The sequence below is a fragment of the Variovorax sp. SG517 genome (assembly GCF_013376045.1).
Lineage (GTDB): Bacteria > Pseudomonadota > Gammaproteobacteria > Burkholderiales > Burkholderiaceae_C > Variovorax.
Window position 1 is genome coordinate 212,002 of the sequence record NZ_JABMJG010000006.1, and the last position, 26,251, is coordinate 238,252.

Genomic DNA, 26,251 nt, shown 5'->3' on the forward strand with positions numbered 1-26,251 from the left:
CGGACATGTGTCTGAACAGCGATCAGTATTTACCAGATGAGCGGGCCCGTGCGATACACCGGTACGCCCGGATTTCAAGACCCCCAGCCAGCACCTGTGCCATGACCCCGTCTCCGCCAGGATGCCTGAGCAGCGACTGGTGCAAGCGCATCAACGGCGCCGGCAGATCCAGGAACGGCGTGCCGTTGCGCAAGGCGCCCGGTTTGCGCTGCACCAACTTGATGTAGTGCTGCCGGTCGTAGCTGGTCTGGTCGCTGCCCGGCAGCCGGGCATGGCTGGCCAGGCCAGCCGCTCGACGTAGCCGTCGAAGGGGAGCGGCATGGGCATGAGGTGATGCTTCTCCAGCTCCCACATCTCTGCCACGGTGAGCTGCCGATGGATTGGGTGCGTGGTGTCACTCCACACCGAACGACACCGCTCGCTCGGCCAGGCATTGAGTTCGATGAACGAGCCAAAGCGCCGGGTTGCGGCTGGGGTAGGCCACCAGCCAGAAGGCTCGGCTGGCGCACAGCTTCATGTGCGCCACTTGCACGTTGTAGAACACGCCACCGACGACCATGGCTTCGACGCTCCAGTCGCACTTGAGGGCCCCTTAGTACGTGTGGTGACTTCGAGCAGCTCTTTTCTTGATCTTTCGCAGACCGACGAATCGCCTGTTCGCCTCTGGAACAAGGGCTCCTACGAAAGCCGAAACGACTCGCCCCGGCTGGCTCGCCACCTCCGAAGGGGCACATCAACTGCGTGAAAGCAGATCGCGGCCAAGGTGACGGACAACGACAAAGTCACGCTCAGCTTGAGCCACGGGGATGTCGACTTGGCAAATAGCGAAACTATGGGAAAGTGCCAAAGGTAGATCCCATACGACAGTCTGCCGATGTAGACCAACGGTGGCCAGGAAAGCAATCGGCTCCTCGCGCTCGCGGCCGCATGGCAGATCAGCACGAAGGCGGCGAGCTCCGCCAAAGTGATGCGAAGTGTCACCGCTTCGAGCTGATCCGCGGTCGGTAGCGACGGCAGTGCAGCATCAAACGCGAGTGCGCCAAGGGCAACCAACAACGCCCATCTTGAGACCCTGAACTGAGTCAGTGCTGCGATCGCACCAAGCATGATGCCGCTCGTGCGCGTATCGAAGCTGAAATAGGCCTGCTTCCACCCCAACGTCCACGCAACGCCATAGCGCCACGCGGTGATCACCGCGAATGCAGCCAGAAGCCATGTGACCGGGCGGCGCGTCCGCAGAAGCAGCGGCAGCAGAAACGGCCAAAGCAGGTAGAACTTCTCCTCGACGCCGAGTGACCACGTATGCCCAATGGTGTTCGTCGGGTTCCAAAAGGCCAGCGCGTAGTCGTAGATATAAAGCGCGCCGAGCGTGGCGGCGAGCCACTGGGTATCCGAAGGCCACAGAAAGGGAGCTAGCGCCAGGTAGGCCGCAAGCAGGAGTAGCAGGGTCGGATAGAGCCTGATGGCACGGCGCACATAGAAGCGAGCAACATCGATGGCGCCGCTTCTGTACTCCGCCGCCAGCAAAGAGGTGATGAGGAACCCGGACAGCACGAAGAAAACGTCCAGCCCCACGAACCCGCCCCTGGCTCCCGGCATGCCGCAATGGAACAGGACGACGGCGAGCACCGAAATGGCACGGACGCCGTCGAGCGCTGGGTTGTATTGCATGGATGGAGGCGCCCACGGCAGCGGGCCGAAAGCGCGGAATTATCACGCGCACGTGCCGGCCCTTCTCGTACGCAGGATCTCCGCGGCAACCCACGCCCTCCTGGCGAAAAGCGATACGCTTCGGGCGCGCCCCGCATACGGAGGCGCCACCCGAGGACACGAACTCCCGACACAGGATATGAAGAGAGCCATTTCAGCCGCACTGGTGCTCGCGGCGGCCATGGTCGCGCCGCTGACACACGGCCAGGAGCCCCAGCTGGATCCCGACACAGGCTTGCCCGCATCACGCCCCTTCGCCTTCCCCGACCTGGGGGGCGTTTCGCCGTTCTGGTCCGCCCGCCGCACCGGTTACATCACGACCTCGGACGGAACACGGCTGCGCTACAGCGTTCTCCTGCCGAAGGGAAGCGGCAGGTTTCCAGTGATCCTGACCCTCAATGGCTACGACGCCGGCTCCATCGGCGGCGCGCCCTACCTCAGGCACAAGACATCCATGTCCGTCGAGCTCGACAAGCGGCTCGTGGAGGCCGGCTACGCAGTGATGGGCGTCAACGCGGCGGGCACGGGCTGCTCGAACGGCAGACTCGAATACATCCGCCCGCAGTTGGGCCTGCACGGCGCGCAAGCCGTCGAGTTCGCCGCGGCGCAGCCATGGTCCGACGGCCGCGTGGGCATGGTCGGTTCGTCGTACAGCGGCTCGTCCCAGGTCGCGACGGCGCAGAACCGGCCGCCGCATCTTCTCGCCATCGTCCCGGGCATGGTGCTGACGGACTACCGCGACGCCATCGCGCCGGGCGGCGTACCGGCGCCGGGATTCCTGACGCCCTTTCGGATGCTTTTCCGTGCCTTCTGGAGCGAACTCGTCGCCGAGGTCGCCAAGGAAGAACGCGACGCCGATTGCCTGAAACAGGTCGAGCAGAACCTCAAGGCCGAGGAAACGAACTCGGGCATGCATCTCTCCGTGGCACACCCCCTGCGCGACGAATACATGAAAACCCTCGACCTGGCGCGCCATGCGGATCGCATAGACGCCCCCGTCCTTTCCCTGGAAGCCTTCCAGGACCAGGCCATCACACCGCGCAGCAGCCACTACCAGAGCAGGCTAAACCCTGAAAAGCTGTGGCTCTACCAGACGAACGGCCCGCACGACATGTATCTTGCCAAGGCTTTCCAGGAGACGGCCATCCGCTTTCTGGACCGCTTCGTCAAAGGACAGGACAACGGCTTCGAGCGCGACACGCCCCGCACCACGGTGTGGATGGAGGCATCCCGCACTGGCGACAGCGTGCTGGATCGACGCTCTTCACCCAAGCCGCGCTGGCTCATACGAAAGGGGCCAATCAGGCCGGCCGACCTGTCTGTCAAGGAATTCCACCTGGGCGCCGGCAATGTTCTTTCCGAAACGATCACCTCAGGTGCTGCCGACGCGTTCGACTATCCCGGCACCGGCGTCGTCGTCAACGACGTAACCGGCACCACCTTCTGGGGCCCGCTGCCGGGCGACTGGAAGAAGGCCAGCGTGGCCTACACCTCGCCGGCCCTCGAGCAGGACATGATGGTCTACGGCCCCGGCAGCGCCGACCTCTGGATCATGGCCAACGCCGGGGATGCCGACATCCAGGTGACGGTCACCGAACTGCGACCCGACGGCCAGGAAACCTACGTCCAGCGCGGCTGGCTGCGGCTGTCCAACCGTAACCTCGATACCGCGCGCTCGACGCCGCTGCTCCCGATCCATCTCGAGGATCCGGGGCAACTGATGCCACTGCTGCCCGGTCGGCCGGTCTTCGCGCGCGTCGAGATCAACAAGATGGGCCACTATTTCCGCAAGGCTTCCAGGCTGCGCATCTGGATCGATACGCCGGCCCAGACGGGCGGCCTCGTGTTCGACACCTTCACGCAGCAGCAGCGGGTGTACGTACTGCACAACGCACGATACGACTCTGTCGTGCGCCTGGGCATCCTTGCGGATGTCGAAGGCCCGCCGACCTACCCGGAGTGCGGCCGGATGCTGCTGCAGCCCTGCCGCCGCGACCCTCTGGCCGGCCCCTGAGCTCAGGACAGTCGCGCGATTTCCGAGGCGACGAACTCGATGAAAAGGCGCAGGCGCGCCGGCGCCTGCCGCCCAAACGCGTGCAAGGCGGAAATGGACACGGGCGGCAGCGGCCGGCGCGGCAGCAGGGGGACCAACCGGCCCGCTTCGATGTCGTCCTGCACGAACAGGCGCAGGACCTGCGCGACACCGAGGTCGCCCAGCGCCGCGATGCGCAGCGCTACGCTGTTGTCGGCATCGAATGCGCTGTCTGTGTGCAGCACCGTGCCGTCGGCGAATCGGATGGGAAACGCCTTGCCGCCCAGCATGTAGCGCACATGCGCGTGCTCGCGCAGCGCCTCGACCGAGTCCGGCATGCCTCGGCGGGCGATATAGCCGGGCGACGCGACCAGCACGAGCGGCATCTCGGCGAGGCGGCGCACCGTCAGGTCGGAATCCGCGATCCGGCCGGCGCGGATCGCGACGTCGTAGCCCTCTCGGATCAGGTCGACCTGCCGATCGACCAGGCTCACCTCCAGCTTGACGCCTGGATGCCGGGGAATGAACCTCTCGACCACAGGACCCAGAAGAATGCGTCCGAGATCGCCGGGGGCGGTGACGCGCAGCAACCCCCGGGCGCCGCTGACAGGCTTCACCACATCGCTCGCTTCATCGAGCGCGCGCAGCAAGGGAGCAATCCGCTCGTAGTAGGCGCTGCCCTCCTGGGTCAGTGACAGCACGCGCGTCGAGCGCTGAAAAAGGCGCACGCCGAAATATTGCTCCAGGCGCGCTACGCCCTTGGAAACCGCCGACGGTGAGGTGCCGAGCACTCGTGCGGCCGCGCTGAACGAGCCGGCCTCCACCGTACTTACAAAGGCGACCAGGCCGGGTGCGTGATCAAGGGGGTTCATTGCGGACTCCTGGGCACAAGTGTTTCCATTTCTACCCACTACTTCATTGGCAGGGGGAACCTAGATGGAAGTCTTCTGCATCAACCAAGGAAACTTCATGCAAAGACTCTCCGGCAAAGTCGCCCTCATCACCGGCGGCAACAGCGGCATCGGCCTCGCGACAGCCCAGGCCTTCGCGGCCGAAGGCGCTCGCGTCGCCATCGTGGGAAGGCGCCAGGACGCCGTCGATGCCGCGCTGGCACATCTCGGATCGGATGCAATGGGCTTCGTCGGCGACGTCGCCGATCTCTCGATGCACGAACGGCTGATAGAGGTCGTCAAGAACCGCTTCGGTGCCATCGACATCTACATGGCGAACGCTGGCACAGCCATCCTCGAGCCCTCCTCGGCCGTCACAGTGGACAACTTCGACCTGCAGTTCGCGATCAACACGCGCGCGGTGTTCTTTGGCGTGACCCGCGCATTGCCCCTCATGCGCGACAAGGGGTCGATCATTCTCACGAGCTCGATCGCTGGCACCAAGGTCATGGACAACCATGCGGTCTATGCAGGCAGCAAGGCGGCCGTCGAAGCCTTCGCGCGCAGCTGGGCACTGGAACTCAAGGCGCGCGGCATCCGGGTGAATGTACTGAGCCCCGGGCCGGTCGATACGCCCATCCTGGCGAAGCTCGGCATCTCCGACGACGTGCGCCCGGAGTTCGACAAGCAGATGGCCGCCGCGATCCCGTTGGGCCGCATGGGCCGGCCCGACGAACTCGCGAAAGCAGCGCTCTTCCTGGCCAGTGACGACAGCATGTACGTCACCGGCGTCAACCTGAAGGTCGACGGCGGCATGTCGCTGACCTGAAACCAGCTCAGGCAGAAACGTTGCCGCGCTCATCTCCCATGCGGGCCAGATCGCGCGCGGCACGCAGTTCCCAGGCATGGGCGCCTTGCGCGCGAGCAAGCTCCAGGGCCTGCCGGCAAAGCGACTCCGCCATGCCGGCATTTCCCTGCAGTGCTTCACGCCGGGCCATGGCCCGGTACACCTCGGCCGCGCTCCACTGCCCTCCTCCGCGCATCGCACGCGCCAGCAGATCGTCGTCCACCCATGCCAGGCAGAAGGTCACGAGCATCTCCCGGCGTGGCATGTCCATGCCGAGGGCCTTGCCGGCCACCTGCTCGATGTAGGCCTTGCGCTCCTCGGCGGCATCGAATTCCTCGAGCCTGAGTGCGTCGTCGTAGCACGATGCCCATTCGTGCCAGTAGTCGAGCCCCTTCGACCGGGTCTCGCGTAGCATCGCATCGACCCATGCGCGCGCCGTCGGCCGCTCACCGGTCCAGATCGCCACGGGACAGATCCAGAACAGCGCGACGCACAGCGACATCGCGTGACCCAGTGCCTCGGCCTCCTCAACACAGCGCCGCGCGGTGCTCATCGCCGACTGCATGTCGCCCTGGATCCACAGTGTCCTGGCCAGGATGGCCATGGCCGTGATGCGCGCATCTGGCTGGAAGGTATTGCCCTGGTTGTGCCGGATGGCAGCATCGACGTCCATCGCGGCTTCGGCGTGCGTCTGCGCCTCTGCCAGCGCGCCGCAGAAGAAGCTTGCGAGCGCGAGCATGCGATGCGACAGGTTGCGCGTCACGTCGCTCTCAGACTGGAGCGCATAGGCCCTCAGTGCCTCGGCATGCTGCAACGCAGAGGGATAGTCCCCGCGCGTGACGTTGAGCGCGCACAAGCCCCAGCGTGCCTGGAACTCGAGGGTTCTCACCTTGAACGCCAGCGCGGCATCCAGGGCGCGCTCGCAGGCCTGCGTCATGTCCGCCACGCTGCCGCCGGTGTGCCACAGCGCGTTGTAGAGCGCCAGTTGAAGCCAACCGGCAGCCAGGTGGTCAGGTCGCGGCAGCGTCTGCACATAGGTCAATACCGTCCGGACCCGGTCGCGGTACTCGCCGACCTCCGACAGGCGGAACCACAGCGGCGCCGAGCCAATGGTCAACGCCCCTGCGATGTCCGGATCCTCGTCCTGGGCCACGCTGGCGTCCAAGGCCGCGCGGACGTCGTCCAGCAGCGTGCCGTAGCACTGCACCCACTCTCGGGCATCGAGCGAGGCCAGGTCGGCCGTGGCGCTGCCCATCAGGTCGAGCATCACCCGCGCGTGCCGCCTTGACACCAGTTTCTGCTCTCCCGCGCGCAGCATGAGTGCCTGGGCATAGCTCCGGGTGGTGTCGAGCAGCCGATAGGGGCGGTGCACTCCTTTCTCTTCGTCATAGACCACGAGCGACTTGCTGGCCAGCGAGATCAATGCATCCGAAGCCACGTCGGGATCCAGATCGCTCGCAACGACGCTGAGCGCCGCCTCGGCATCGAAGTGCGCTCGGAAGATCGACAGCCTGCGAAACAGCATCAGCTCGGGCGCGCCAAGGAGGCCCACGCTCCAGTCGAGCGTCGCCGCGAGCGTGCGCTGCCGTGGTAGCACGGCCCGCCGGATCGTCGAATGAAGACGCATGTGGTCGTCGAGCCTCAGCGCGAGATCGCTGGCTGACTGCGCGCCAAGACGTGCCGCCACCAGTTCGATGGCCAGCGGGATGCCGTCGACCTGCTGACAAATGCGTGCGAGCGGGGCCGCGCTCGCATCGTCGAATGCATCGGTGCCCGCCGCACGGGCGCGCTCGACGAGCAATTGCACAGCCGGTGAGTCCAAGGCGTTGGCCAGCGAGACGGAGGCATCCTCGTGTACCGCCAGAGGCAGGAGCCTGGACACATGCTCACCCTCGATGCGCAAGACCTCGCGGCTGGTCGCGAAGATGTGCAGGTCCGGCAATGCGGCGAGGAACCTGTGGAGCAACGGCGCCAACGTCTCGATGACGTGCTCGCAGTTGTCGACCAGCAGCAGGGCTTGCGTGCCTTCCAGGCGCTGGATGATGGCCTGCGCGACCTCCGGCACGTCGCCGCGCACCCCCAGGGCGCGCGCGACCGTACTCAGCACGTGCTCCTGCGAAGTCAATGGCGCCAGATCGATGAAGCAGACGCTGCCACCGTGAACCTCCCTGTATCGCTCCGCGACACGCACCGCCACGCTGGTCTTGCCCACGCCACCCGCCCCAACCAGCGTGACCAGTCGGCTCTCGGACAGCATGGAAAGAAGCCGCGCCATCTCGACGTCGCGTCCTATCAGCTTAGAAAAGCGCACGGGCAACGCCGCCAATACGGCTGCATCTTCCTCGATGGGGGCAGAAGCCTCTGCGAGTGCGACGACCTCGGACGGGCCGAATTCACGACGAACCCTGCCCAGGAAGATATAGCCGCGAAGCGGGATATTGGAGATCCACTCGACACAGCCATTCCCGTCATCGGGCTCGCCCAGCGCCTTTCGCAGGATCGACATGTGCACGCGGACACTGGCTTCCTCGACCACGACGTCAGGCCACACCGCCGCAAGCAGTTCATCCTTCCCGACGACCTCCCCCGCTCGCTTCAGCAGCTCGAGCAGGAGGCCGAAAGCCCTGGAGCCCAAGCGGATCGGCAATCCATGACGTTCAAGCCGCCTTTGCGCCTCCCACAGCGAGAACGATCCGAAGCGCCAGACGCACGAGCCGGCTTCGGCCGATGCGTCAGGCACGAACCAATCCACGTTGCGTGGCCTGGATTGCCACCTGCGCACGCGAACGGACGTGCAGCTTCTCGCATATCCGGGCGACGTGCGCCTTCACGGTGTTGGCCGAGATGTCGAGCTTGCGCGCAATGCCCTTGTTGCAATCGCCCTTGACGAGGAAGCGCAGCACATCCTCTTCCCGGGCGGTCAGCCAGGTGCGAGGGGGGCAGCTGTCGAACAGTGCCGCCGCGCGGTTGCAGAGATAGTGCGAGCCGCCTCGCGCCACATGGCGGATGGCGTCGACCAGTTCGAGCGGATCGGCGCTCTGGAGCAGATAGCCACGCACGCCGCTGTGCATGGCTTGCGCGATCTCGCCCTCCTTGTCTTGGCGTGTCATCACCACGACGCGAGGTCGAGGGAGATCCCGCAGCGAAGCATCTGCACCGTTGCCAATCTCCGACGAGGCCGCCAGCAATCCCATTGCACTGCCGTAGTCCGTCACGACCACGTCGGCGCAGCCCCGGTGAATGTCCGAAGCGGCTTGAACGTCGAAGTCCGGCTCCCGGTCGAGGAGCGCGACCAGACCTGCCATGACAAGCGGGTCCGCGTGCCGGACCCTGACGGAGATGATGGAGTTTTGTGACATGGCGGAGAAACTCGGAGACTTTGGAAAGGTGTTCAGGCTGACAACGGCACATCGGCGAGAGGGTGCCGGGCATCCAGCAGCCCGCGGCGGATCGCTTCGGTGATCGCGCCCGTGCGCGTCTGCTCGCCGAGCTTGGCCAGGATCGTCTTCACGTGCGTCTTGACCGTGCCTTCGCTGATACCGAGCAGCCGCCCGATGTTCTTGTTGCCCAGGCCGCACGCCATGTGCTGCAGCACTTCGAACTCGCGGGCAGTCGGGACGGACTGGACCAGCGTGTCCAGCACCCGGTCCGCCGCCGACCGCGACAGGTAGCGGCGCCCGCCGGCCACACAACGCACCGCATCCGCGAGCTCGTTGGCCGAGCAGTCTTGCAGAAGGTAGCCACGCACGCCGGCGTCGACGGCGCGGCGGATCTGCCACCCACGGTCCTGCTCGCTGACGATGAGAAGCGATGCCACCTTGGCTGCGCCGCGGCGCGGTGCCGCAGCCCGAAGCATCCCGGTCGAATAGTCCGCGACCACCACGTCGACCTCGCCGAGGCTCTCGGGTTGGACGGTGAAATCGGTGCTGGAGCGCAGCAGCGCGGCGATGCCCGTGGCCACATACGGGTCGTGATGTGCGATCGACACGTTGATCCTGAGGGCGTGGGCCAGTGCGGTCATGGGCGCGGTCCTTCTTGAAACCATGGCTGGAGTCTGGGTAAAGGGCGTTCCGTACGCCAGTTAAAGCCTGTCAAACCTTGTTAAGAGCCGGCGCGGTTATGCGGCGAGCGCCACGATGCTGGTCATTCCGTTTCGCGCCAGCTTCGCGTAGGGGCAGAACCGCTCGGTATGGCGCACCAACTCTTCGGCAAGGCTCTTCTCGACACCCGGCAGGTGGATGGTGACGTCGGCCGTGAGCATGAAAAGGCCGTCCATGGGATCGCGCCCGAATGCCACCGACACCTCGACCCGGGCGTCCACGAGAGGGATGCCCTTGCGAGTCGCCAGCAAGTTGAGCGCGCCATGGAAGCACGCTGCATAGGCTGCGGCGAACAGCTGCTCCGGATTGGTCCCGCCACCTCCGCCACCGAGTTCGACGGGAAGCCGCAGCGCTATATCGAGGCACCCATCGTTCGAGCGAGCAACGCCCGAGGCGCGTCCGTGTGCTGCCTTGCCCCCGCTCACGGTGACCTTGGTCGAGTAAAGGGGTTGGAATTCCGGTCCCCGGTACCTGTTCAGGAGGGAGACAGGGGGAGGTTGCAGCTTGGTCATGGTCGAGATTGCACGGAAGGACGCGGTGCGCCGAGCACCGCGCCCGCGGACTATTTCAGCGAGGCCAGGTAGGCGATGAGGTCGGCGCGCTGCTTGGCATCCGCCAGCCCGGCATAGGGCATGACGTTGCCCGGTACAGCACCCTGCGGATTCGCGATGTAGGCATCGAGCGCTTTCGCATCCCACGGGTAGCCCGCGCCCTTCATGGCTCGACTGAAACGAAAGCCCGGCGCGCTACCGGCCTGACGCCCGATCACGCCTTGCAGGCTGGGACCGACGCCATGGCTTCCGTCGATCGAGTGGCAAGCCGCGCACTGGGCGTAGACCTGCTTTCCCGCGACCACGTCCTGGGCGTTCGCAGCGAAGGCGACCAGGAGAATCCACACGAGGCCGAAGAGCGGAATGGTTCGACGCATGTTCATTTCAGGCCCCTCAAGGCGTCTCCAGTTCGAAGGCAGCGCCAATGATCAGTCCGACCTCCTCGCCGATCTGCGGCAGCGCAGCCATGACACCAAAGTCGCTGCGGCGAATCTTGCCGCGAATGTCGAAACCGATCGTGTAGACCTGCTTTGTCGGATTGACGCCTGCGCCGACGAAGCTCGCATCCATCACGATCTCGCGAGTGACCCCGTGCAATGACAGGTTGCCGGCCACCTGGAAGCTCCGGGCCGCCAGGGAGACCGGCGACGTCGACGTGAAGGTCATGGCCGGAAAGCGCTCGGCGTCGAGCCAGTCGCGACTGCGGAGTTCTTCGTCGAGCACGCGGCTCGAGGTCAGGACATTGGCGACGGGCACCGACACCGTCAGCGCTCCCGCGCCGGGTTGCGGCGATGCGATGTCGAGCACGCCCGAAGGACTCAGGAACTCGCCGTAGTAGGTGGAGATGCCGAAGTGCGACACGCTGAAAAGCACGCGCGTGTGCACCGGGTCCAGCCGATAGTGGCTGCGGCGTACCGCACTCAGCTCCTGCGGCAGGGTCGTTGTGGGGGATCTGACGGTATCGGTCATGTCTCTGGATGGAGCCGAATGGCAGTTTGCTGGCCGGAGCTCACGACCTCCGCCGAGAAGGCCGCAGCGCAAGACTGCGCACACGTCAGGGGACGCCTGTCGTGTGTGCCTGCTTTGGTGGCCTGTCGCGGCGGAGGCGCTCGCATCGAGGGAGCCCCGGCAGCGCCTCGGAGACGCGTCAGCGCGGCGCCTTGGGCAGCGCGAACCAGGCCTCGAAGTTCAGCGCACCGATGCGCGGATTCGGCCCCGGCACCAGGGTATCGTCCTTCAGCTCGGCGCCGAAGTAGAGCGTATGCACGTCGGGCACCACGGTGCGCTTGTCGTTGGTGGCCTTGAGGTAACGCGCCACCAGATCCGACAGGCGAACGCGCTCGGGACCCGCGATCTCGACCACACCGTTGCGCGGCTGGCCCAAGGTGTAGTCAGCGACTGCCGCTGCCACGTCGTCCGACGCGATGGGCTGAACGAAGGCCGGCGACAGGTGCACGGAGTCGCCGTCGGCGCCCGACTGCGCGATCGAGCCCAGGAACTCGAAAAACTGCGTCGAATGAACGATGGTGTAGGGGATGCCGGAATCGCGGATGAGTGCCTCCTGCGCGATCTTGGCGCGGAAATAGCCGCTCTCGCTCAGGCGGTCGGTACCAACCACCGACAGTGCCACATGGTGCTTGACGCCGGCCTTCGCCTCGGCCGCCAGTAGGTTGCGCCCCGAGGTCTGAAAGAACTCGAGCACGGCCTTGTCTTCGAACGACGGCGAGTTCGCCACGTCCAGCACCACCTGCGTGCCCGCCATGGCGACATCCAGGCCTTCACCGGTGATGGTGTTCACACCCGACGCGGGCGAAGCCGCGACGACTTCATGTCCAGCCTCGCGCAGCTTGTTGACGACCTTAGAGCCGATGAGGCCAGAGCCGCCGATCACGACGATTTTCATGGGGTACTCCTTGTGCGATGGGTTCAGGAAAGCTTGGCCTTGTCCAGGCCGAAGACCTTGTCGGAAGAGCCGGGCACCGTCTTGAGGGCGATGTTCAAGCGGCTCCACGCGTTGGTGGACATCACCAGGAACGTGAGGTCGGAGATTTCCTTTTCCGACAGCTGCGTGCGCACGCGCTCGTAGATCTCGTCGGGCACGCCTTGCTCGGACAGCTTCGTCAGCGCCTCGGTCCAGGCCAGCGCTGCGCGCTCGCGCGGGATGAAGAGCGTCGAATCGCGCCATGCGGCCAGGTGCAACAGGCGCAGTTCACGCTCGCCCTGGATCTTGGCCTGCTTGACATGCATGTCCAGGCAGAAGGTGCAGCCGTTGAGCTGCGAGGTGCGGATCGCGACCAGATTGCGGATCGGCTCTTCGATCGAGCCTTCTTTGATGGCGTTGAGGAACTCGACGAACTTCTTGAAAATCTCGGGGGACTTTTCAGCGTACTTGATGCGTTGGGTCATGGTTGGGTCCTTGAAGAATCGGCGGATGCCTGGGCTCAGGGCGACTGAGCCACCGTTCACGAGGGTTCGCAAAAGAGAGACTTGATGCTAGGTTTCGTCGCGCCCGGCCGGTAGCCATGCAAGGGGCCTCACCGTGTTGATCGATGCGCACCAATGCGCACCGATACGCGCAACCAGGCCTCGCAAGGCGCTAGGCCTCAAAGAATGATTTCGTGGACCGGTACCGGCAGCACGGGCAGATCGGTCTCGCCGATGAACTCCTTCATCTCGCGCTCGATGGTCCTGGCGATGAGCGTGATGGGTACGTCATTGGCGCTTCCCTCGAACGGGTTTTCGGTGCTTTCGCCCACCTGTTCGAGCGAGGTATACATCCACGAGATCGTGGCGCTGAAAGGAATCACGAGCCACACCATGCAACCCTGCATCAGGCCGCTGATGCCGTCGTTGAGCTTGTCGAACTCCTTGAGGAGCCCGAATGGCAGGAGAACACAGAACGCCCACACGAACAGCGTATTGATGATCGCGTACTGCCGCGGGTAGGGATAGTTCTTCAGGCGCTCCGCGCGCCCCTGCTGGTCGATGAACTCCTTCTGCAGTTTGTTCAGTTCGATGTACGTGGTCAGGGACAGGTCGCCCTGATCGTGAAGCCGCCTCAATGCCCGGCTTTGCAGCCAGAGCACCTGCGTCGCCTTGAGGCTGAGCCTGACCTCATGGATCTGTGCATGCTCGGAGTTCGAAAGATGTCTGCGCAGCTCGTCGTCGATAGGTGTCTCGCGCTCGGGGATCCGATAGATATCGCGGTACTCGACGTTCGACGCCTTCTCCATCGTCTCCCACGGCCTGGCACTGCGCAGCTCGTAGCGCAGGCAGGTCAGCCATGCGACGTGACGATCGATGAGTTCGCGCGCGTCGATGGGGCTGCGCACGAAGCCACCGACGCTCGCGCCCCAGAACCGGCTGCTGTTGAGGATCGAGGTCCAGAGGTGCTGGGCCTCAACCGTGCGGTTGTAGGTCTGCACGTTCTTGAAGCCGACGATGAAAGAGGTTGCGGTACCCAGCAAGCCCACCACGGTCAGGGGAATGGTGAGCCACCGCAGCCCGAGCACTTGGTAGAGCAGCACGGGCACGGTGCCGACGGCCAGCAGCAGATAGATCTGTCGCCGCGTCCAGGCGATGAACTCGGAAACTTTGTAGGTCTTGCCTAGGTGCATGGTGGACTTTCGGAGATGCGAAAGAGCGAGCGGCCGCCCGTTCGGCGGATGCGCGCTCGCTCTGGATGGATTTCTGAGGGTGGGCGGCAGCCCGTGCGGTCGTCAGGGCCGCTGTCGCAGGACCTCGATCGCGGCGACGACCTCGCGCGGACGCGTGCGTTCACGCACGTCTTCCTCGATCGAGGCAAAACAGATCTCGCCAGTGCTGTCGATCACATAGGTGGCGGGAACCGGCAACACCCACTGCCCGTTGCCGTTCAGCACGGGGATGTCGGTGCCGACGCTGCCGTAGTAGGCCACCACGTCGGGATGCAGCGTGTAGGCGAGCCCGAAGCCGTTGGCAGCCTCGAGGGCGCAGTCGCTCAGCACGGTGAACCCGAGTCCGTTGTCCTGGGCCGTGCGCATCGAGTGCTCGGGCAACTGCGGCGAGATGGCCAGCAAGCTCGCGTCGAGCCGGGCCAGCGCGTCAGTGTACTGTCGCCATTCGCGAAGCTGGAGGTTGCAGTAGGTACACCATCCGCCACGGTAGAAGACGACGACCAGCGGGCCGCGCCGCCAGACATCCGAGAGATGCACAGGCTTGCCCGAGGCGTCCGGCAGCGTCACGTCGGGTGCCTGGGTTCCGATGCGCAGAGCCCGGGCCGCGATGCCGGTAGCATCGAACACGGCATCGGCTTCGCTGAGCGCGTCCTCGGGGTTCATTGCGTGCGCTCCAGTGCTGAACCGGGGCCCGCGGCCCGATGCGCGGCAATGGCGACACCACCGGAAGTGTCCTGCAATGCCTCGTAGGCAGCGAGGATGGAGCCGGCGAAGACCGCCGTAGTCAGTACCGCGATGCCCACGGCGTCTTGCAGGCGGCGCGACAGGCCGCCGATGTCAGGGAGAGAGCGTCGCAACGGGTTCATGAAAAATCTCCAGGGCGGTAGAGCATCGCCACCGGCGCTCATGCGCCTTTCAACGAGGCCGACCAAGCGTAGTGCTCGCCAAGGAGTGCCGGTAGACCGGCACAGGGGACCACGGTGTTGCACGACGGGCAACAATGACTTGTGCGATGCCCTGCCCGTGCGTCGCGGCGGCATCAGGGCTGCTGTGCATCCGATCCGGCGGCTTCGACGATCAGACGGGTCACCGGGCCCGGCCTGGAGATCATGACCACGTGCGACGCCCCCTTGACCACAATGGTCTTCATCGACTTCGCGCGCTCGGCCATGAAGGACAGCGCAGCCGGAGGAATGTTCTTGTCCCTGTCACCGTAGATGAACCAGGACGGCACGTTCTTCCATGCGGCGGCGGGTGCCGGTTCGGCCAGCGCCGACTGCGTGATCGGACGCTGTGATACGGCCATGAGATGCGTCGTGTTCGGCGCCACGTCGGCGGCGAACTGGCTGCCGAATTTGTCCTGCAGGATGTAGAGATCCTTGTTGCCGTCGGCCAGCGCGACCGGCGGTGCCAGCGCGGGCCCCAGCGTGCTGCCTGGGAACTTGCCAGACAGGTCCGCCGCGGACTCTCCGACCTCAGGCGCGAACGCGGCTACGAAAACCAGCGCCTTGACGTTGCGTTTTCCCTGCGCAGCGGCGGAGATCACTGAGCCGCCGTAGGAATGACCGACGAGTACGACAGGGCCTTTCACGGAGTCGACGACTGCGCCAACATAGTCCGCGTCGAGTTTCACGCCCCGCAGCGGATTCGCGACGGCGATCACATGGAAGCTGCGCGCCCGCAGTTCGCGCGCCACGTCGTTCCAGCTCGCGGACTCGGCGAAGGCGCCGTGCACAAGCACGATGGTGGGCCGTTCCGACGATACGGCCGCACTGGCCGTGCTGGCTGGTGCCGTCAAATGGATTGCCGCAATGCAGGCGATCGCGAAAGCGCGAGCGAGGGTGAAGAGTCGAGTCATGGTGTTTCCTTCGAAGATGAGTTGCTCGGTGAGTGGACGGGTCGCCCTGGGAAAATCTGTTGAGTGGCGGGGTCGTACTCAGCTCGCCTGGAGTCCGCGGTGCAGATGTCCGGCACCAGCACGGGACTTGCTACCGCTCCCGTGGCGAACTTCAACTCCGCGCTGGCTGCTTCGCCACTGGCCACCGCCGCGGCGCTCGCCATCGTCAGCAGGCAAACGGCCATGTAGCCCCAACGCCAGGCGAAGTCCATCGGACCTTCCGGCGTAGTTCGCGCAGCATGCCGCGACGCACACGGCATCGCGTCGAGCCGTGTCCTCTGCCCGTTGCGCGGCGCGCGTGCACGACGCGCGGCGCCCGGTGCAGGAGACGAAACCAAAGTGGAAATACGCAGCATCAGGTGATTCCCCAGAGGGCACCAAGCCCTGACCCCAGGACGGCTGGAGGGCCGGTCCGCGAACATCGCGGGACGATCTGGATGCTAGGTTTCGGTCTCTTCGGGTGGTAGCCTTGCGAGAGGTACTTCCATGTTGCATGCGGGGCATCAATTCGACACGACGGACACGCGAACGGCAGGTGCGCGCGCTACGAATCAGCCCCTGACGTGAACTTCATCCACGTAGCACCAGCGCCAGTCCTCGCCGGGTTCGATCGACTGGACCAGGGGATGGCCCGTCATGTGGAAATGCTTGGTGGCGTGTTTGTGTTCCGACGAGTCGCAACAACCGACGTGTCCGCATGTGAGGCACATGCGCAGATGCACCCAGCGACCGCCGATGCGCAGGCAGTCTTCGCATCCTTGGCTGGAAGGGGTGACGGAGTGAATCTGATCGAGGTGCGTACAGGTCGTGATCATGCGGTGGTCCTTGAAAGGCGCCCTCCACCCGTCGCGTCGCCGTGTTGCTGATCGGATTTACGCGGGAGTTTCCGCGCCGACGTGAGTTCGTCCCGTGCACGAACGGATGGAAAGTGCACGCCTCATTACAGCCGCCTCGGCAATCTGACACCCGTCATCTTCGTTGCGACGGGCGGAAGGCAAATCGTCAGGCCGCGTGACTCGCGGCCCATGAGGAAAATCGTAGTTTTGAACGCTGCGCCCCGGTAGGCATGTGGCGCGGAAGACGGTGTTGCCCTCGATTCACCAATGCGCGCTGCATTGCCCGATACAAATCCCCATCGAAGCGGACTCAGACAAAGCGGATCGTCGAGCGCATGCCTACGCGCGACATCTTCATGTAGGGGCAGATGCGCTCGGCTTGCGCGACGAGTTCGGCTGCTTCGCGGGCGTCCATCTGCGGCAGGCTGACTTCAAGCTTGGCGGTAATGAGGAAGAGTCCGTCGACAGGATCGCGCCCGAACGAAACCGTGGCCGCAATATCGATGTGCGGCGGAAGACGCGTGCGCATGGACGACGCAGCAATCGCCATGGCACCGTGGAAGCATGCCGCGAAACCGGCTGCGAATAGCTGCTGTGAATTGGTTCCGCCGCCGTCGCCGCCCAACTCCGTCGGCTGCCGCAGAATCAAGTCGAGGTTGCCATCGTCGGATACGGCTCTCCCAGACACGCGCGCATGCCTGGCCTCTCCGCCGGAAACGGCAACGGTCGTGGTGTAGAGCGGAAGGATCTCGTCGCCGGTGTAGGGCGCCAGGAACCGGGCATGCCCGCCGGGATAGCCTTCTGCGTCACCAGGCTCGTCGGCGAGCACGATCATTGCAACGGCCCTCGCGTCGGCGCGCAGGCCTTCCGGCTGCGGGCGTTCTCCAGTGCGATAGCCAGGCTGAGCGCCACGAGTTCGTTGTGCTCGAAAACGGCAGCCACCTGGAGGCATCGCGCTCGCCCCACGCCGGCTTCGCCCGCCGTGACCAAGGCCTCGGCCCAGGATAGTGCGGCTTTCTCGCGCGGCGTGAGGCCTGTCCCGGCATCGAACCAGTCCGAGACCAGCATGAGTTTCCTGACTGGGTAGCCCGCACCGAGCAATGCCAGGAAGTGGGCATCCGTCCTCACGTCGTTGCAATTGAGCTGCGACACCCTGAGATGCGCAAGATCAACGAGCGTCTGGGGAAGCCTCGACGCCGCGATCCAGCGGTTTACGATTTCTGCAACGCGCTCGTGAGCTTCGCCACGCATGGCAAGTGTCTTCACTTTCATCACCACTCAGGACTGTGGGTCGAAAGCGATGGCGTCGAAGCCCGAGCCCTGCTCGAGCGTTCGATGGACCGGACACTTCTGCGCGACCTCCAGCAAATGGGCGCGCTGTTCGTCATCCAAGGCACCCTCGATGGCAACCTGCCGACTGAAGACATCCGGGGGCGAGCGGTCCTTGTCGCGACGATGGTTCACTGCCGTGCGGATGCGGGTCACCGGCCATCCTCTGCCATCGGCGTAATGGCGCAGCGTCATCGTGGTGCATGCGGCAAGCGCCGACGACAGCAGGTCATAGGGCGTCGGCCCGGAGCCGAGCCCGCCAGCGGTCTCGGGCTCGTCGGCCAGCCAGCGGGAGCCACCTGAGCGCAGCGCCAGCTGGAATTTGCCCAAGCCGGTCTCCTCGGCCACAGCATCCGCCGGCTCAGCTGGTGAGATGGCCGGCTCCGGCAGATAGCGCTGGGCCCAGACAGCTATGAGGCTTGCCGCATATTCGGCATCCTCGCGTCTGGACAGCAGATGGTCCGCATCGCCGAGCGATACGTAGCTCTTCGGGTGCCGGGCCGCAAGGAAGATATGCGTCGCGTTCTCGATGTCGACCGTCTGGTCGCGCGGTGCGTGCAGCACCAGCAACGCCCGGCGAAGCGCACCGATGCGCGCGCCCTGGTCATGCCCTCGCAGGTCATCGACGAAGGCCTTGCTCACAGACATCGGTCGTCCAACGACCTTCAGGAGCGTTTCCGGCTCGCCATCCAGTCGCGCCAGTCCCTCGGGGTCGAGCAGGTGCAGCACATGCCCAACATCGAACGGTGCGGCGATCGTCGCCACGGCGCGCGCACTGTCGATGCTGCCCGCCGCCGCGAGAATGGCCGCGCCGCCCAGGCTGTGTCCGATCAGCAGGTCGGGCGGCATGCCCGCGTCCTTCATCGCTTCAGCGGCCGACACCAGGTCCTGCACGTTGAGGCTGAAACTCGAATCCGCAAAACTGCCTTCGCTGTCGCCAAGGCCGGTAAAGTCGAAGCGGAGCACGCCGATGCCGGCGCTAGCCAGAGCGCGGGCCACGCGTACCGCGGCCAGGTTCTTCTTGCCGCAGGTGAAGCAGTGCGCGAAAAGCGCCCAGCCGCGCTGTATGCCTTCCGGCATCTCCAGTGTGCCCGACAGGCGCTGGCCCTCGCGATTGAGGAAATCGAATGAGCGAGTTGGCATGGTGTCTTCCTTCAGGCCACGGTTGTACGAATTCGCACGCCTGACTTCAGCGTCAGCGTGACCGGCGTGCGCTCGGCGATCTCAGCCAGTCTCGCTTTCTGCGCCTCGTCCAACCCAACGATGCGAAGCGACCGTTCCACAGCCATGACATCGCCATCGCGCGACAGATGCAACTTCACCTCCACGGATTCGAGCGGCCACTTCTTGAGATTGGCATACATGCGCAGCGTGATCGCCGTGCATGCACCCAGGGCCGCGATCAGCAGGTCATAGGGCGCAGGGCCGGTGTCTGCGCCACCCAGCGAGGATGGCTCGTCCGCGACGAGCCTGTGGCGGCTGCCCACCTCTATCTGCGTGCGGTAGCCATCGCGACCGATTGCTGCAATGCCATGCGTCATCAGCGAACCTCGTTCTCGAACGGCGTGTCAGGCTACAAGGCGATTGGCCAGCCGCGCCACATGCGTGCCTTGGAAGCGCGCGATCGAAAGCTCGTTGGCGGACGGCATGCGCTGGCCGTCGGCTCCGGCGAGGGTCCCCGCGCCGTAAGGTGAGCCTCCGGTGATCTCGGCCATGTTCGTCAGCCCCGTGCACGAGTACGGCACGCCGACGACCAGCATGCCGTGGTGCAGCAGCGCCGTATGGAACGACGCGATGGTGGTCTCATGGCCGCCGTGTTGGGTGGCTGTCGACGTGAATACGCCGCCGAGCTTTCCGATGAGCGCGCCCGTGGCCCAGAGGCTGCCGGTCTGATCGAGGAAAGTTCGCATCTGGCCCGCCATGCCGCCGAAACGCGTGGGCGTACCGAACAGGATGGCGTCGTAGCCCGGAAGCTCCGCCACCGTGGCGATTTCAGCGTCCTGTTCGACTTTGGCGCCCGCCTGGCGCAATGCCTCGGCGGACATCGTCTCCGGCACACGCTTGACGGTGGCTTCACCGCCGGGAACCGAGCGCACGCCTTCGGCGACCGCTTTCGCCATCTGCTCGAGATGGCCATACATGCTGTAGTAAAGAACGAGGATCTTGCTCACGATGAGGGACTTGAAAGAAGGATGAGATACGGCAATGGCGTCGGGCGAATAGTAGAAAGGCAGGCCGATGGGCACTAGGCGTTTGCCAATGACTACGGTGTTGACGCCTTCGCACCAATCGAGGTGCGGCTCAGTCCTGCAGCAACGTCGCGTCGCGCCAGCACAGCAGGGACAGCACTACGCCTTCGCCGTCGATCTCGAATTCGTCCGGCAGCGGGCCGTCGATCCATTCGAGCTGCACGGCACCTGCCAGTTGCTGCCGAAGCTCTTGCTCCCAGCCCGGACCGCGCGCCATCCAGGTCAGATTCGCATCGTCCCCGTCGGGTGATGACGCAAGCATCACGACGACACGCATCGCTGGCAAGCCGCCGCCCCCTGTGGGCTGGATGGCCCAGAGGCGCTGGATGGCAGCGTTGGCGTCATACCAGCTCGAAAGGACGGTGGACGAAGGCACGTCCTGACGACGTGCATCGAGAGAAGGGTCGAGGGATATTTTCATGAAATGCAATCCATCAAGCGCCGGGGCGCGGGTCGGGAATTCGGGTGCTCAGGAATGGGAGCGGCGATGAAGAGGAATCCACACGTTGAATTCGGCGCCATGGCCGATGCCCGCCGACGTCGCCTTGACGAAGCCGCCATGCGCCACCGTCAAGCCGTGAACAAGTGCGAGGCCGATGCCGAAACCGCCATGAGAACCATCGGCGGCAGCACCACCCTGGCTGAACAGGCCGAAGACGTGCGGCAGGAATTCGGGCGCGATACCGCAGCCGCGGTCCTCGACGCAGATGCGGGCGAAGCCGTCCTCCGCGCGGAGACGTACGACGATCTCGGCCCCTTCGGGCGAGAACTTCATGGCGTTGTCCAACAGGTTGCCGACGATCTGCTCAAGCCGTACCGCGTCGGCATGGCAACGGATCGGATCGCTGGCTTGCACCTCCGTGCGGATACGGCCACCGCGCCAGTTAGCGTCCAGCACAGCAGCTAGGCGCGCCACCAACTCACCCAGGTCCACCTCCGCGCAATGTAGTGCGAGCTTGCCGGTACGCACCCGTGAGAAATCGAGCAAGTCATTGATGATCCGGGTCTGGCTCTCGATGGCGCGCTGGATCGATTCGGCGATACCGCGGATGTGCCCCGATACGGTCGACGCGGGCAATCGTTGCAGGAGCCCAGCGTTCATCTGGATGATGTTCAGGGGCTGCTTGAGTTCATGCGACACCACGGCCAGGGCCCGGTCCCGGGTCGCGCAGCGCAAGTGCAGGGCCGCGCGAGGATCGAGGATCGCTGCCGAGGCGCCTTGGTGATCGGGTTTGGGCAGGGCACTCATGTTCGCTGCGGATGTGCGAGGAAACAGGCAGCGGCAAGCGGGTGCGCGCTGGGCATGGAAGAAGGAGTCATGGGTCATCCGTTCGGAAGTCGACTGAAGGCGTTGCGAGCGGCGCGATCGTAGGAGCCCGCCGCCGCCGCTGGAAGGCATGTGCCGCGGCCCACCGTGTTGTCGGGCAGGCACCAATACCAATCCACCACGAACACGAGGTCGGCATCGTTAGCCGTTTCGGGATGCATCGTCCGACACAGGGCCCATCGACATGGCCCGGCCAGACCTACGATGACCAGCCGGATCGCTCCGGCGAAGCAGTCGCGCAAGAGCTGGAAAAAAACCTGTCACAAAACACCCGGCCCGAACGTCTTTGGTATGGAGACGCGGACGCGTGTCCGGCCGGCATGCAGCCCCGCAGCGACCTGGCCTGCAGTGGCAGCGGCCTCCTGGATGGACCCGATTTGCCGATCAAGACCTCTACCGAATTGACCATGAGCGCTCGCCGAGCCATCGCATGCGGCCTTGCCCGACACCCTTGCTGACGGAGTTCCGCATGTCATCACTGCCTGCCTACCCGCCACAGGCGACCGCCGAAGTCCTATGGCGCTTCGGTCCCTTCGTCGTGTACGAAACACAGCGCCGACTCGAACGCACCGGAGAGGCCGTTCGGCTGGGCTTCCGCTCCTTCGAGCTGCTGCTCCAACTGGTCAAGCACGCCGGCAAGGTGCTCGGCAAGGATGAGTTGCTCGCTACCGTCTGGGCCGGCGTGATTGTCGAGGATGCCAGTGTTCGCGTGCAGATGTCCATGCTTCGCAAAGCCCTGGGCCGACCGGGCGCCAGCGACGACTGCGTCGAATGGATCTCGAACATTCCACTGCAGGGCTATCGACTCAACGGCAGGGTCCTGCGCGAATGCACCGACACCACCCGCCCCGGAACGCTCTCGATGGCGATCGCGGCGTCCTTTGCATCCCAGTCCGCCGCCCCCGCGTTCACGAAGCTGCCGACGCGGCTGACCCGACTAATCGGCCGAGAAGCCGACCTGAAACGGCTGCTGACGGCCATGGACACCAGCCGCATCGTCACCCTTGCGGGCCTTGGCGGCATCGGCAAGACGCGTCTCGCCATCCACACTGCGGAATGCCATCAGACCCGGACGGGCATGCAGATCGCCTTCGTCGACCTTTCGCCACTGATCGGCGAAGACCACGTGGCGGGAGCCTTGGCGCGGGCGCTGGGAGTGCCGTCCGACGCACCCGACACGATGCATGCAATTCACCGGCAGCTCGAAGGGCGCGATGTGCTGCTGCTGATCGACAACTGCGAGCACGTCGTGGACGCACTCGCACCCTTGATCGCCGGACTGCTCGCTGCGCTGCCCAAGCTGCGCATCCTCGCTACAAGCCGGGAGGCTTTCCGCATGGAGGGCGAACGCGTGCTGCGACTGGCGCCGCTCGTCGTGCCCGAGACGGACCGATTGACGTTGGCCCAAGCAATGCGCTCTGCGGCGGTCGAACTGCTGGTGGAGCGGGCGCAGGCCGCCGGCGCGCGCCAGTTCGGCGATTCGGACGGCGCGCTTCTTGCGCGGATTGCACGGCAGGTCGATGGCATCCCGCTGGCCATCGAACTGGTGGCGGCGAGGCTGGGCGTGCAATCGATCAACGACCTGGCGTCGCGACTGAACGACCACATGCGGCTCTACTCCGCCGGCAACGCGACGGTACTTGCACGGCATCGAACGCTTGCCGCAGCCCTCGACTGGAGCATCGCGCTGCTGAACCCGCAGGAGCTCAGCCTCTTTCGCCTCCTGTCGGTCTTTCGAGGCCGGTTCGACCTGAATTCCGCGCTGAGGCTCGCCGAAGGCGACATGGACACCGAATCCGCCTTCGATGCCTTGATCTCGCTGGCCAACAAGTCGCTGGTCTCCTTCGACAACAGCGATGCAGTTGCGCCTTATCGCCTGCTCGGCACGACAAGAAGCTACGCGGCCAATCTGCTCTCACGGACCGGCGAATCGCCCGCACTGGGGCGACGGCACGCCGAACTCATGCGCAGCCTCATGGACGAGGCCACGGCGCAGCTGCCCAGGCTCGACATCGATTCGTGGACCGAGCGATACGCCCATCACCTGGACGACGTGCGGGCCGCCCTCGACGCCTGCCTTGCGCAGCCTGGCGGCACTGAGGCTGACACGACGACCGACATGGAGGTCGGCGTGGCGCTTGCCGTTACCTCCGCGCCGCTGTGGTTTCAGGCCTCGCAGGCCGAGGAGTATCGCAACCGTGTGCTCACCACCATCAACCGCCTCGAGCGGCTGCCGGGTGCTGATGCGAAGACGGTTACCGGGCTGCGCCTTGCGCTGACCGCTCGCCTCACTCTGCGCCCCGAGCCACACAGCGAGCGCCTCGGCATGGAAAGCGAGGCGAAGGCGCTCTACTTGAGCGCCGCTCGCTCCGGACCGGGCTCTGCGTCAAACCGCACCCCCCAAAAGTAGCAGAGGAAGCTCTCGCCAACACAGGCTGCCGCATTGGCAACGGGCTCCTACGCTTGCAACATCTGCGAGTCCCTCCGAAGTGACAAGCAGGCCGTCACAGGCGCGGGGGGCGGCACGTCTTCTTTGGCACGGGGCTTCTCCGCAAGAACCATCCACACACCTCATGAACGACACAGACGGCACCAATGAGATCAGCAACGTCTTCGACAGCCTGCGGCCACGGCTGCACGGCATCGCCTACCGGATGCTCGGCTCGACCGAGGAAGCCGAAGACGTCGTGCAGGACGCCTGGCTGCGCAGGCGCCAGGCGACGAACGGTGCCATCGACAACGAGGAAGCCTGGTTGGTGTCGACCGTCACCCATCTGGCGATCGACCGGTTGCGCAGCGCGAAGGTGGAACGCGAGCACTACATCGGCATGTGGCTACCCGAACCGGTGATGTCCGACAACTCGCCCTCGCCGGAGCAGATGCTGGAGAAGGCGGAGTACATCTCGATCGCCTTTCTCACCGTGCTGGAGCGGCTCTCGCCGGAGAGTCGCGCGGCATTCCTGATGCGCGAGGTCTTCGGCGCCAGCTACGGCGATATCGCCCACATCCTGGGCAAGACCGAAGCCGCCAGCCGCCAGCTCGTGCACCGGGCGAAGCTCCAGATCCTCGAGAAGCGCAAGCGTTTCCGGGTCGCGCCGGAGGAGCACATCCGCCTGCTGAAGGAATTTTCCGAGGCGGCGCAGCGCGGGGACTTCGCCGCGTTGCGCTCCCTGCTGTCGGACGACGCCGAGTTTATCGGCGACGGCGGCGGCAAGGTGCCGAGCTTCGACGCTCCGCTCAAGGGCCGCGACCGCATCGCGCAGCTCTATTTCGCGACCAGCAGGCGGTACGGAGACAAAGTGCGCATGCGGATCGCACCGATCAACGGCGAATGGGGGTTCCTGCGCTTCATCGACGGCGTGCTCGAGTCCGTGCAGTCGGTGGAGACCGACGGCGCGGGAATCACCCGGATCCAGGCCCAGAGAAATCCGGAAAAGCTGGCCGCGCTGGCCTCATTGCTGAAGTTCTAGAGGCTCACTCGCCCTCCCGAGCAGCTCGGAGGTGGTGCCCGGACCGGTCATAACAAACATTGACAGGCATTAACTGGTCCTTGTTTGCCGTCGCGCGCAGAGTGCTCGTTGTGAGAAGGCCGTCCCCACGGCCTTCATGCCACCGAGATGCTGCAAATGACGAATTCTTCCCTGCCCTGCCCCACTTCCATTCCCCTCACGCCGCGTGCGGACCCGCTGGCTTCGAGCTTCGCGACCAGCTATGCGGGTGTCGTGGCCTTCATTGCCGTCGTGACCGAAGGCAGTTTTGCCCGCGCAGCGGACCGGCTGGGCATCGGGCGATCCGCGGTGAGCCGCAGCGTTCAGAAGCTGGAGGATCAGCTCAATGTCAGGCTCTTCACCCGGACCACGCGGAGCACCTCGCTGACGCGGGAAGGCGATCTCTTCTATGCCAACTGCCACACCGGAGTCGACCGGATCGTCCAGGCCGTCGAAGAGATGCGTGACCTGCGCGAGGGCCCACCGCGAGGGCACCTGCGCATCAGCTCGTCCGTCGGCTTCGGCCGGCGCGTGGTCGCCCCTTTGCTCGGCGATTTCCTTGCCGCGTACCCGGAAGTATCGATCGACTTGCTGCTTAACGACAAGCCGACCGACTTCACATCGGACCGCGTGGACATCGCCTTCCGCAACGGCCGTATGGAAGACGCACAGATCATCGCCAAGCAGATCATCCCCATGCAACTGCTGGTCTGCGCCTCGCCGGGCTACCGGGATGCGCATGGCCTGCCGACCTCGCTGGACGAACTGATGAGCCACCAGTGCATCAACTTTCGCACCGCCTCGGGTCGCGTCGCCGAGTGGGAATTCAAGGCGGACGGACTGCTCCGCAGGTTCGCGCCGGCGTCAAAGCTCACCTACAACGATGCGGACCTGGTGCTCCAGGCCGTACTCGATGGACACGGCATCGCGCAAATGGCGGGATACCTGATCTGCGAGCCGCTGCGCAAGGGCTCGCTGGTGACCTGCCTGACGCAGCACGTCCCCGACGACCACGGACACTACATCTGCTACCTGAGCCGGCAGCATCTTCCCTCACGTATGCGCGTCTTCATCGACTTCATGACGACACGCATCCGCGCGGCGGACCTCCAATGCCTCACGGACCTCGACGCACCGGATTAAACGTGCACCGCCGTCTCCGGACGCGTATTGGTGCGCGCCCAGCAACAGCGTGCGTCCCTTCGCGAATCTACCGGCGCGCGAATGCCGAACCTACGATGGCTTCCGTCTCACGGCATTCGCGCTGCACAGGTGCGCCGTGTTCGTAATCCGGATCTCCACCCCGTCTCAAAGGAAATCATGACCACACCTCAGAACC

27 protein-coding genes and 1 pseudogene are annotated in these 26,251 nt (G+C 65.0%); 5 read left to right on the forward strand and 23 right to left on the reverse strand.

Features of this window, described 5'->3' with window-relative positions; translation table 11 throughout:
- Positions 1–85: 85 nt before the first annotated feature.
- Positions 86–589, reverse strand: a pseudogene (locus tag FHT32_RS19610) (hypothetical protein); the annotation flags it as partial.
- 89 nt (positions 590–678) lie between these two features.
- Positions 679–1,671, reverse strand: coding sequence for an acyltransferase (locus FHT32_RS19615; protein ID WP_176666272.1), 993 nt, complete (start codon positions 1,669–1,671; stop codon positions 679–681).
- Between the two features lie 178 nt (positions 1,672–1,849).
- Here FHT32_RS19615 and FHT32_RS19620 point away from each other — a divergent pair, with 178 nt between their 5' ends.
- Complete coding sequence (locus FHT32_RS19620) at positions 1,850–3,724, forward strand: CocE/NonD family hydrolase (RefSeq protein WP_176666273.1); 1,875 nt, start codon at positions 1,850–1,852, stop codon at positions 3,722–3,724.
- 2 nt (positions 3,725–3,726) lie between these two features.
- Here the strand turns inward: FHT32_RS19620 and FHT32_RS19625 are convergent, their stop codons facing one another.
- Positions 3,727–4,614 (reverse strand): LysR family transcriptional regulator, encoded by an 888-nt coding sequence (locus tag FHT32_RS19625; protein WP_176666274.1) that lies wholly within the window; start codon positions 4,612–4,614, stop codon positions 3,727–3,729.
- 97 nt (positions 4,615–4,711) lie between these two features.
- Between FHT32_RS19625 and FHT32_RS19630 the strand changes: the two genes are divergently transcribed.
- Positions 4,712–5,461 (forward strand): SDR family NAD(P)-dependent oxidoreductase, encoded by a 750-nt coding sequence (locus FHT32_RS19630; RefSeq protein ID WP_176666275.1) that lies wholly within the window; start codon positions 4,712–4,714, stop codon positions 5,459–5,461.
- A gap of 7 nt (positions 5,462–5,468) precedes the next feature.
- Here FHT32_RS19630 and FHT32_RS19635 read toward each other — a convergent pair whose 3' ends face one another.
- The 20 genes from FHT32_RS19635 to FHT32_RS19730 form a co-directional block, all read right to left on the reverse strand.
- Complete coding sequence (locus FHT32_RS19635; RefSeq protein WP_371132205.1) at positions 5,469–8,231, reverse strand: winged helix-turn-helix domain-containing protein; 2,763 nt, start codon at positions 8,229–8,231, stop codon at positions 5,469–5,471.
- Entirely contained in the window at positions 8,212–8,838 is a 627-nt protein-coding gene (locus tag FHT32_RS19640; protein ID WP_176666276.1) for a response regulator transcription factor, read from the reverse strand. The genes FHT32_RS19635 and FHT32_RS19640 overlap by 20 nt, the downstream gene beginning before the upstream one ends.
- A 32-nt stretch (positions 8,839–8,870) precedes the next feature.
- A complete protein-coding gene (locus FHT32_RS19645) occupies positions 8,871–9,500 on the reverse strand; it encodes a response regulator transcription factor (protein ID WP_176666277.1) in 630 nt (209 codons plus the stop codon).
- Positions 9,501–9,596: 96 nt separating this feature from the next.
- Complete coding sequence (locus tag FHT32_RS19650; RefSeq protein WP_176666278.1) at positions 9,597–10,091, reverse strand: Ohr family peroxiredoxin; 495 nt, start codon at positions 10,089–10,091, stop codon at positions 9,597–9,599.
- Between the two features lie 50 nt (positions 10,092–10,141).
- Positions 10,142–10,513, reverse strand: a complete 372-nt coding sequence (locus FHT32_RS19655; protein ID WP_256099068.1) for a c-type cytochrome — start codon at positions 10,511–10,513, stop codon at positions 10,142–10,144.
- A 10-nt stretch (positions 10,514–10,523) separates the two neighbouring features.
- Positions 10,524–11,099, reverse strand: a complete 576-nt coding sequence (locus FHT32_RS19660; protein WP_176666279.1) for a YceI family protein — start codon at positions 11,097–11,099, stop codon at positions 10,524–10,526.
- A gap of 178 nt (positions 11,100–11,277) precedes the next feature.
- Positions 11,278–12,033, reverse strand: a complete 756-nt coding sequence (locus FHT32_RS19665; protein WP_176666280.1) for an SDR family oxidoreductase — start codon at positions 12,031–12,033, stop codon at positions 11,278–11,280.
- Positions 12,034–12,056: 23 nt separating this feature from the next.
- Complete coding sequence (locus FHT32_RS19670; RefSeq protein WP_145760058.1) at positions 12,057–12,536, reverse strand: carboxymuconolactone decarboxylase family protein; 480 nt, start codon at positions 12,534–12,536, stop codon at positions 12,057–12,059.
- 197 nt (positions 12,537–12,733) lie between these two features.
- The gene (locus tag FHT32_RS19675; protein ID WP_176666281.1) at positions 12,734–13,747 is read right to left on the reverse strand and encodes a bestrophin family protein; all 1,014 of its coding nucleotides are present in this window, start codon (positions 13,745–13,747) and stop codon (positions 12,734–12,736) included.
- Positions 13,748–13,849: 102 nt separating this feature from the next.
- Positions 13,850–14,449 (reverse strand): peroxiredoxin-like family protein, encoded by a 600-nt coding sequence (locus FHT32_RS19680; RefSeq protein WP_176666282.1) that lies wholly within the window; start codon positions 14,447–14,449, stop codon positions 13,850–13,852.
- Positions 14,446–14,652 (reverse strand): hypothetical protein, encoded by a 207-nt coding sequence (locus FHT32_RS19685; RefSeq protein WP_176666283.1) that lies wholly within the window; start codon positions 14,650–14,652, stop codon positions 14,446–14,448. Before FHT32_RS19685 ends, FHT32_RS19680 begins: the two co-directional genes overlap by 4 nt.
- Before the next feature lie 173 nt (positions 14,653–14,825).
- Positions 14,826–15,644: an alpha/beta fold hydrolase gene (locus FHT32_RS19690; RefSeq protein ID WP_176666284.1), complete on the reverse strand. Its 819-nt coding sequence runs from the start codon at positions 15,642–15,644 to the stop codon at positions 14,826–14,828.
- Between the two features lie 590 nt (positions 15,645–16,234).
- On the reverse strand, positions 16,235–16,498 hold the full coding sequence (locus tag FHT32_RS19695; protein ID WP_176666285.1) for a ubiquitin carboxyl-terminal hydrolase 14: 264 nt from the start codon (positions 16,496–16,498) through the stop codon (positions 16,235–16,237).
- A gap of 331 nt (positions 16,499–16,829) precedes the next feature.
- Positions 16,830–17,354 carry an Ohr family peroxiredoxin gene (locus FHT32_RS19700; protein ID WP_176666286.1) on the reverse strand — a complete coding sequence of 175 codons (525 nt, stop codon included), beginning with the start codon at positions 17,352–17,354 and terminating at the stop codon, positions 16,830–16,832.
- On the reverse strand, positions 17,351–17,791 hold the full coding sequence (locus tag FHT32_RS19705) for a carboxymuconolactone decarboxylase family protein (protein ID WP_176666287.1): 441 nt from the start codon (positions 17,789–17,791) through the stop codon (positions 17,351–17,353). Before FHT32_RS19705 ends, FHT32_RS19700 begins: the two co-directional genes overlap by 4 nt.
- Positions 17,792–17,797: 6 nt before the next feature.
- A complete protein-coding gene (locus tag FHT32_RS19710; protein WP_176666288.1) occupies positions 17,798–18,991 on the reverse strand; it encodes a bifunctional alpha/beta hydrolase/OsmC family protein in 1,194 nt (397 codons plus the stop codon).
- A gap of 11 nt (positions 18,992–19,002) precedes the next feature.
- Positions 19,003–19,389, reverse strand: a complete 387-nt coding sequence (locus FHT32_RS19715) for an OsmC family protein (protein ID WP_176666289.1) — start codon at positions 19,387–19,389, stop codon at positions 19,003–19,005.
- Between the two features lie 27 nt (positions 19,390–19,416).
- On the reverse strand, positions 19,417–20,019 hold the full coding sequence (gene wrbA, locus FHT32_RS19720; protein WP_176666290.1) for an NAD(P)H:quinone oxidoreductase: 603 nt from the start codon (positions 20,017–20,019) through the stop codon (positions 19,417–19,419).
- A gap of 130 nt (positions 20,020–20,149) precedes the next feature.
- On the reverse strand, positions 20,150–20,518 hold the full coding sequence (locus tag FHT32_RS19725) for a hypothetical protein (protein ID WP_218088309.1): 369 nt from the start codon (positions 20,516–20,518) through the stop codon (positions 20,150–20,152).
- A 48-nt stretch (positions 20,519–20,566) separates the two neighbouring features.
- Positions 20,567–21,346 carry a sensor histidine kinase KdpD gene (locus FHT32_RS19730; RefSeq protein ID WP_176666291.1) on the reverse strand — a complete coding sequence of 260 codons (780 nt, stop codon included), beginning with the start codon at positions 21,344–21,346 and terminating at the stop codon, positions 20,567–20,569.
- Positions 21,347–21,893: 547 nt separating this feature from the next.
- On the opposite strand from FHT32_RS19730, the gene FHT32_RS19735 reads away from it, so the two are divergent.
- The 3 genes from FHT32_RS19735 to FHT32_RS19745 all read left to right on the forward strand — a co-directional run bounded on the left by FHT32_RS19735 (position 21,894) and on the right by FHT32_RS19745 (position 26,055).
- Positions 21,894–23,834, forward strand: a complete 1,941-nt coding sequence (locus tag FHT32_RS19735) for a winged helix-turn-helix domain-containing protein (protein WP_176666292.1) — start codon at positions 21,894–21,896, stop codon at positions 23,832–23,834.
- Between the two features lie 163 nt (positions 23,835–23,997).
- Positions 23,998–24,894, forward strand: a complete 897-nt coding sequence (locus tag FHT32_RS19740) for an RNA polymerase sigma-70 factor (protein WP_176666293.1) — start codon at positions 23,998–24,000, stop codon at positions 24,892–24,894.
- Between the two features lie 156 nt (positions 24,895–25,050).
- On the forward strand, positions 25,051–26,055 hold the full coding sequence (locus FHT32_RS19745; protein WP_176666294.1) for a LysR family transcriptional regulator: 1,005 nt from the start codon (positions 25,051–25,053) through the stop codon (positions 26,053–26,055).
- Positions 26,056–26,251: the final 196 nt, after the last annotated feature.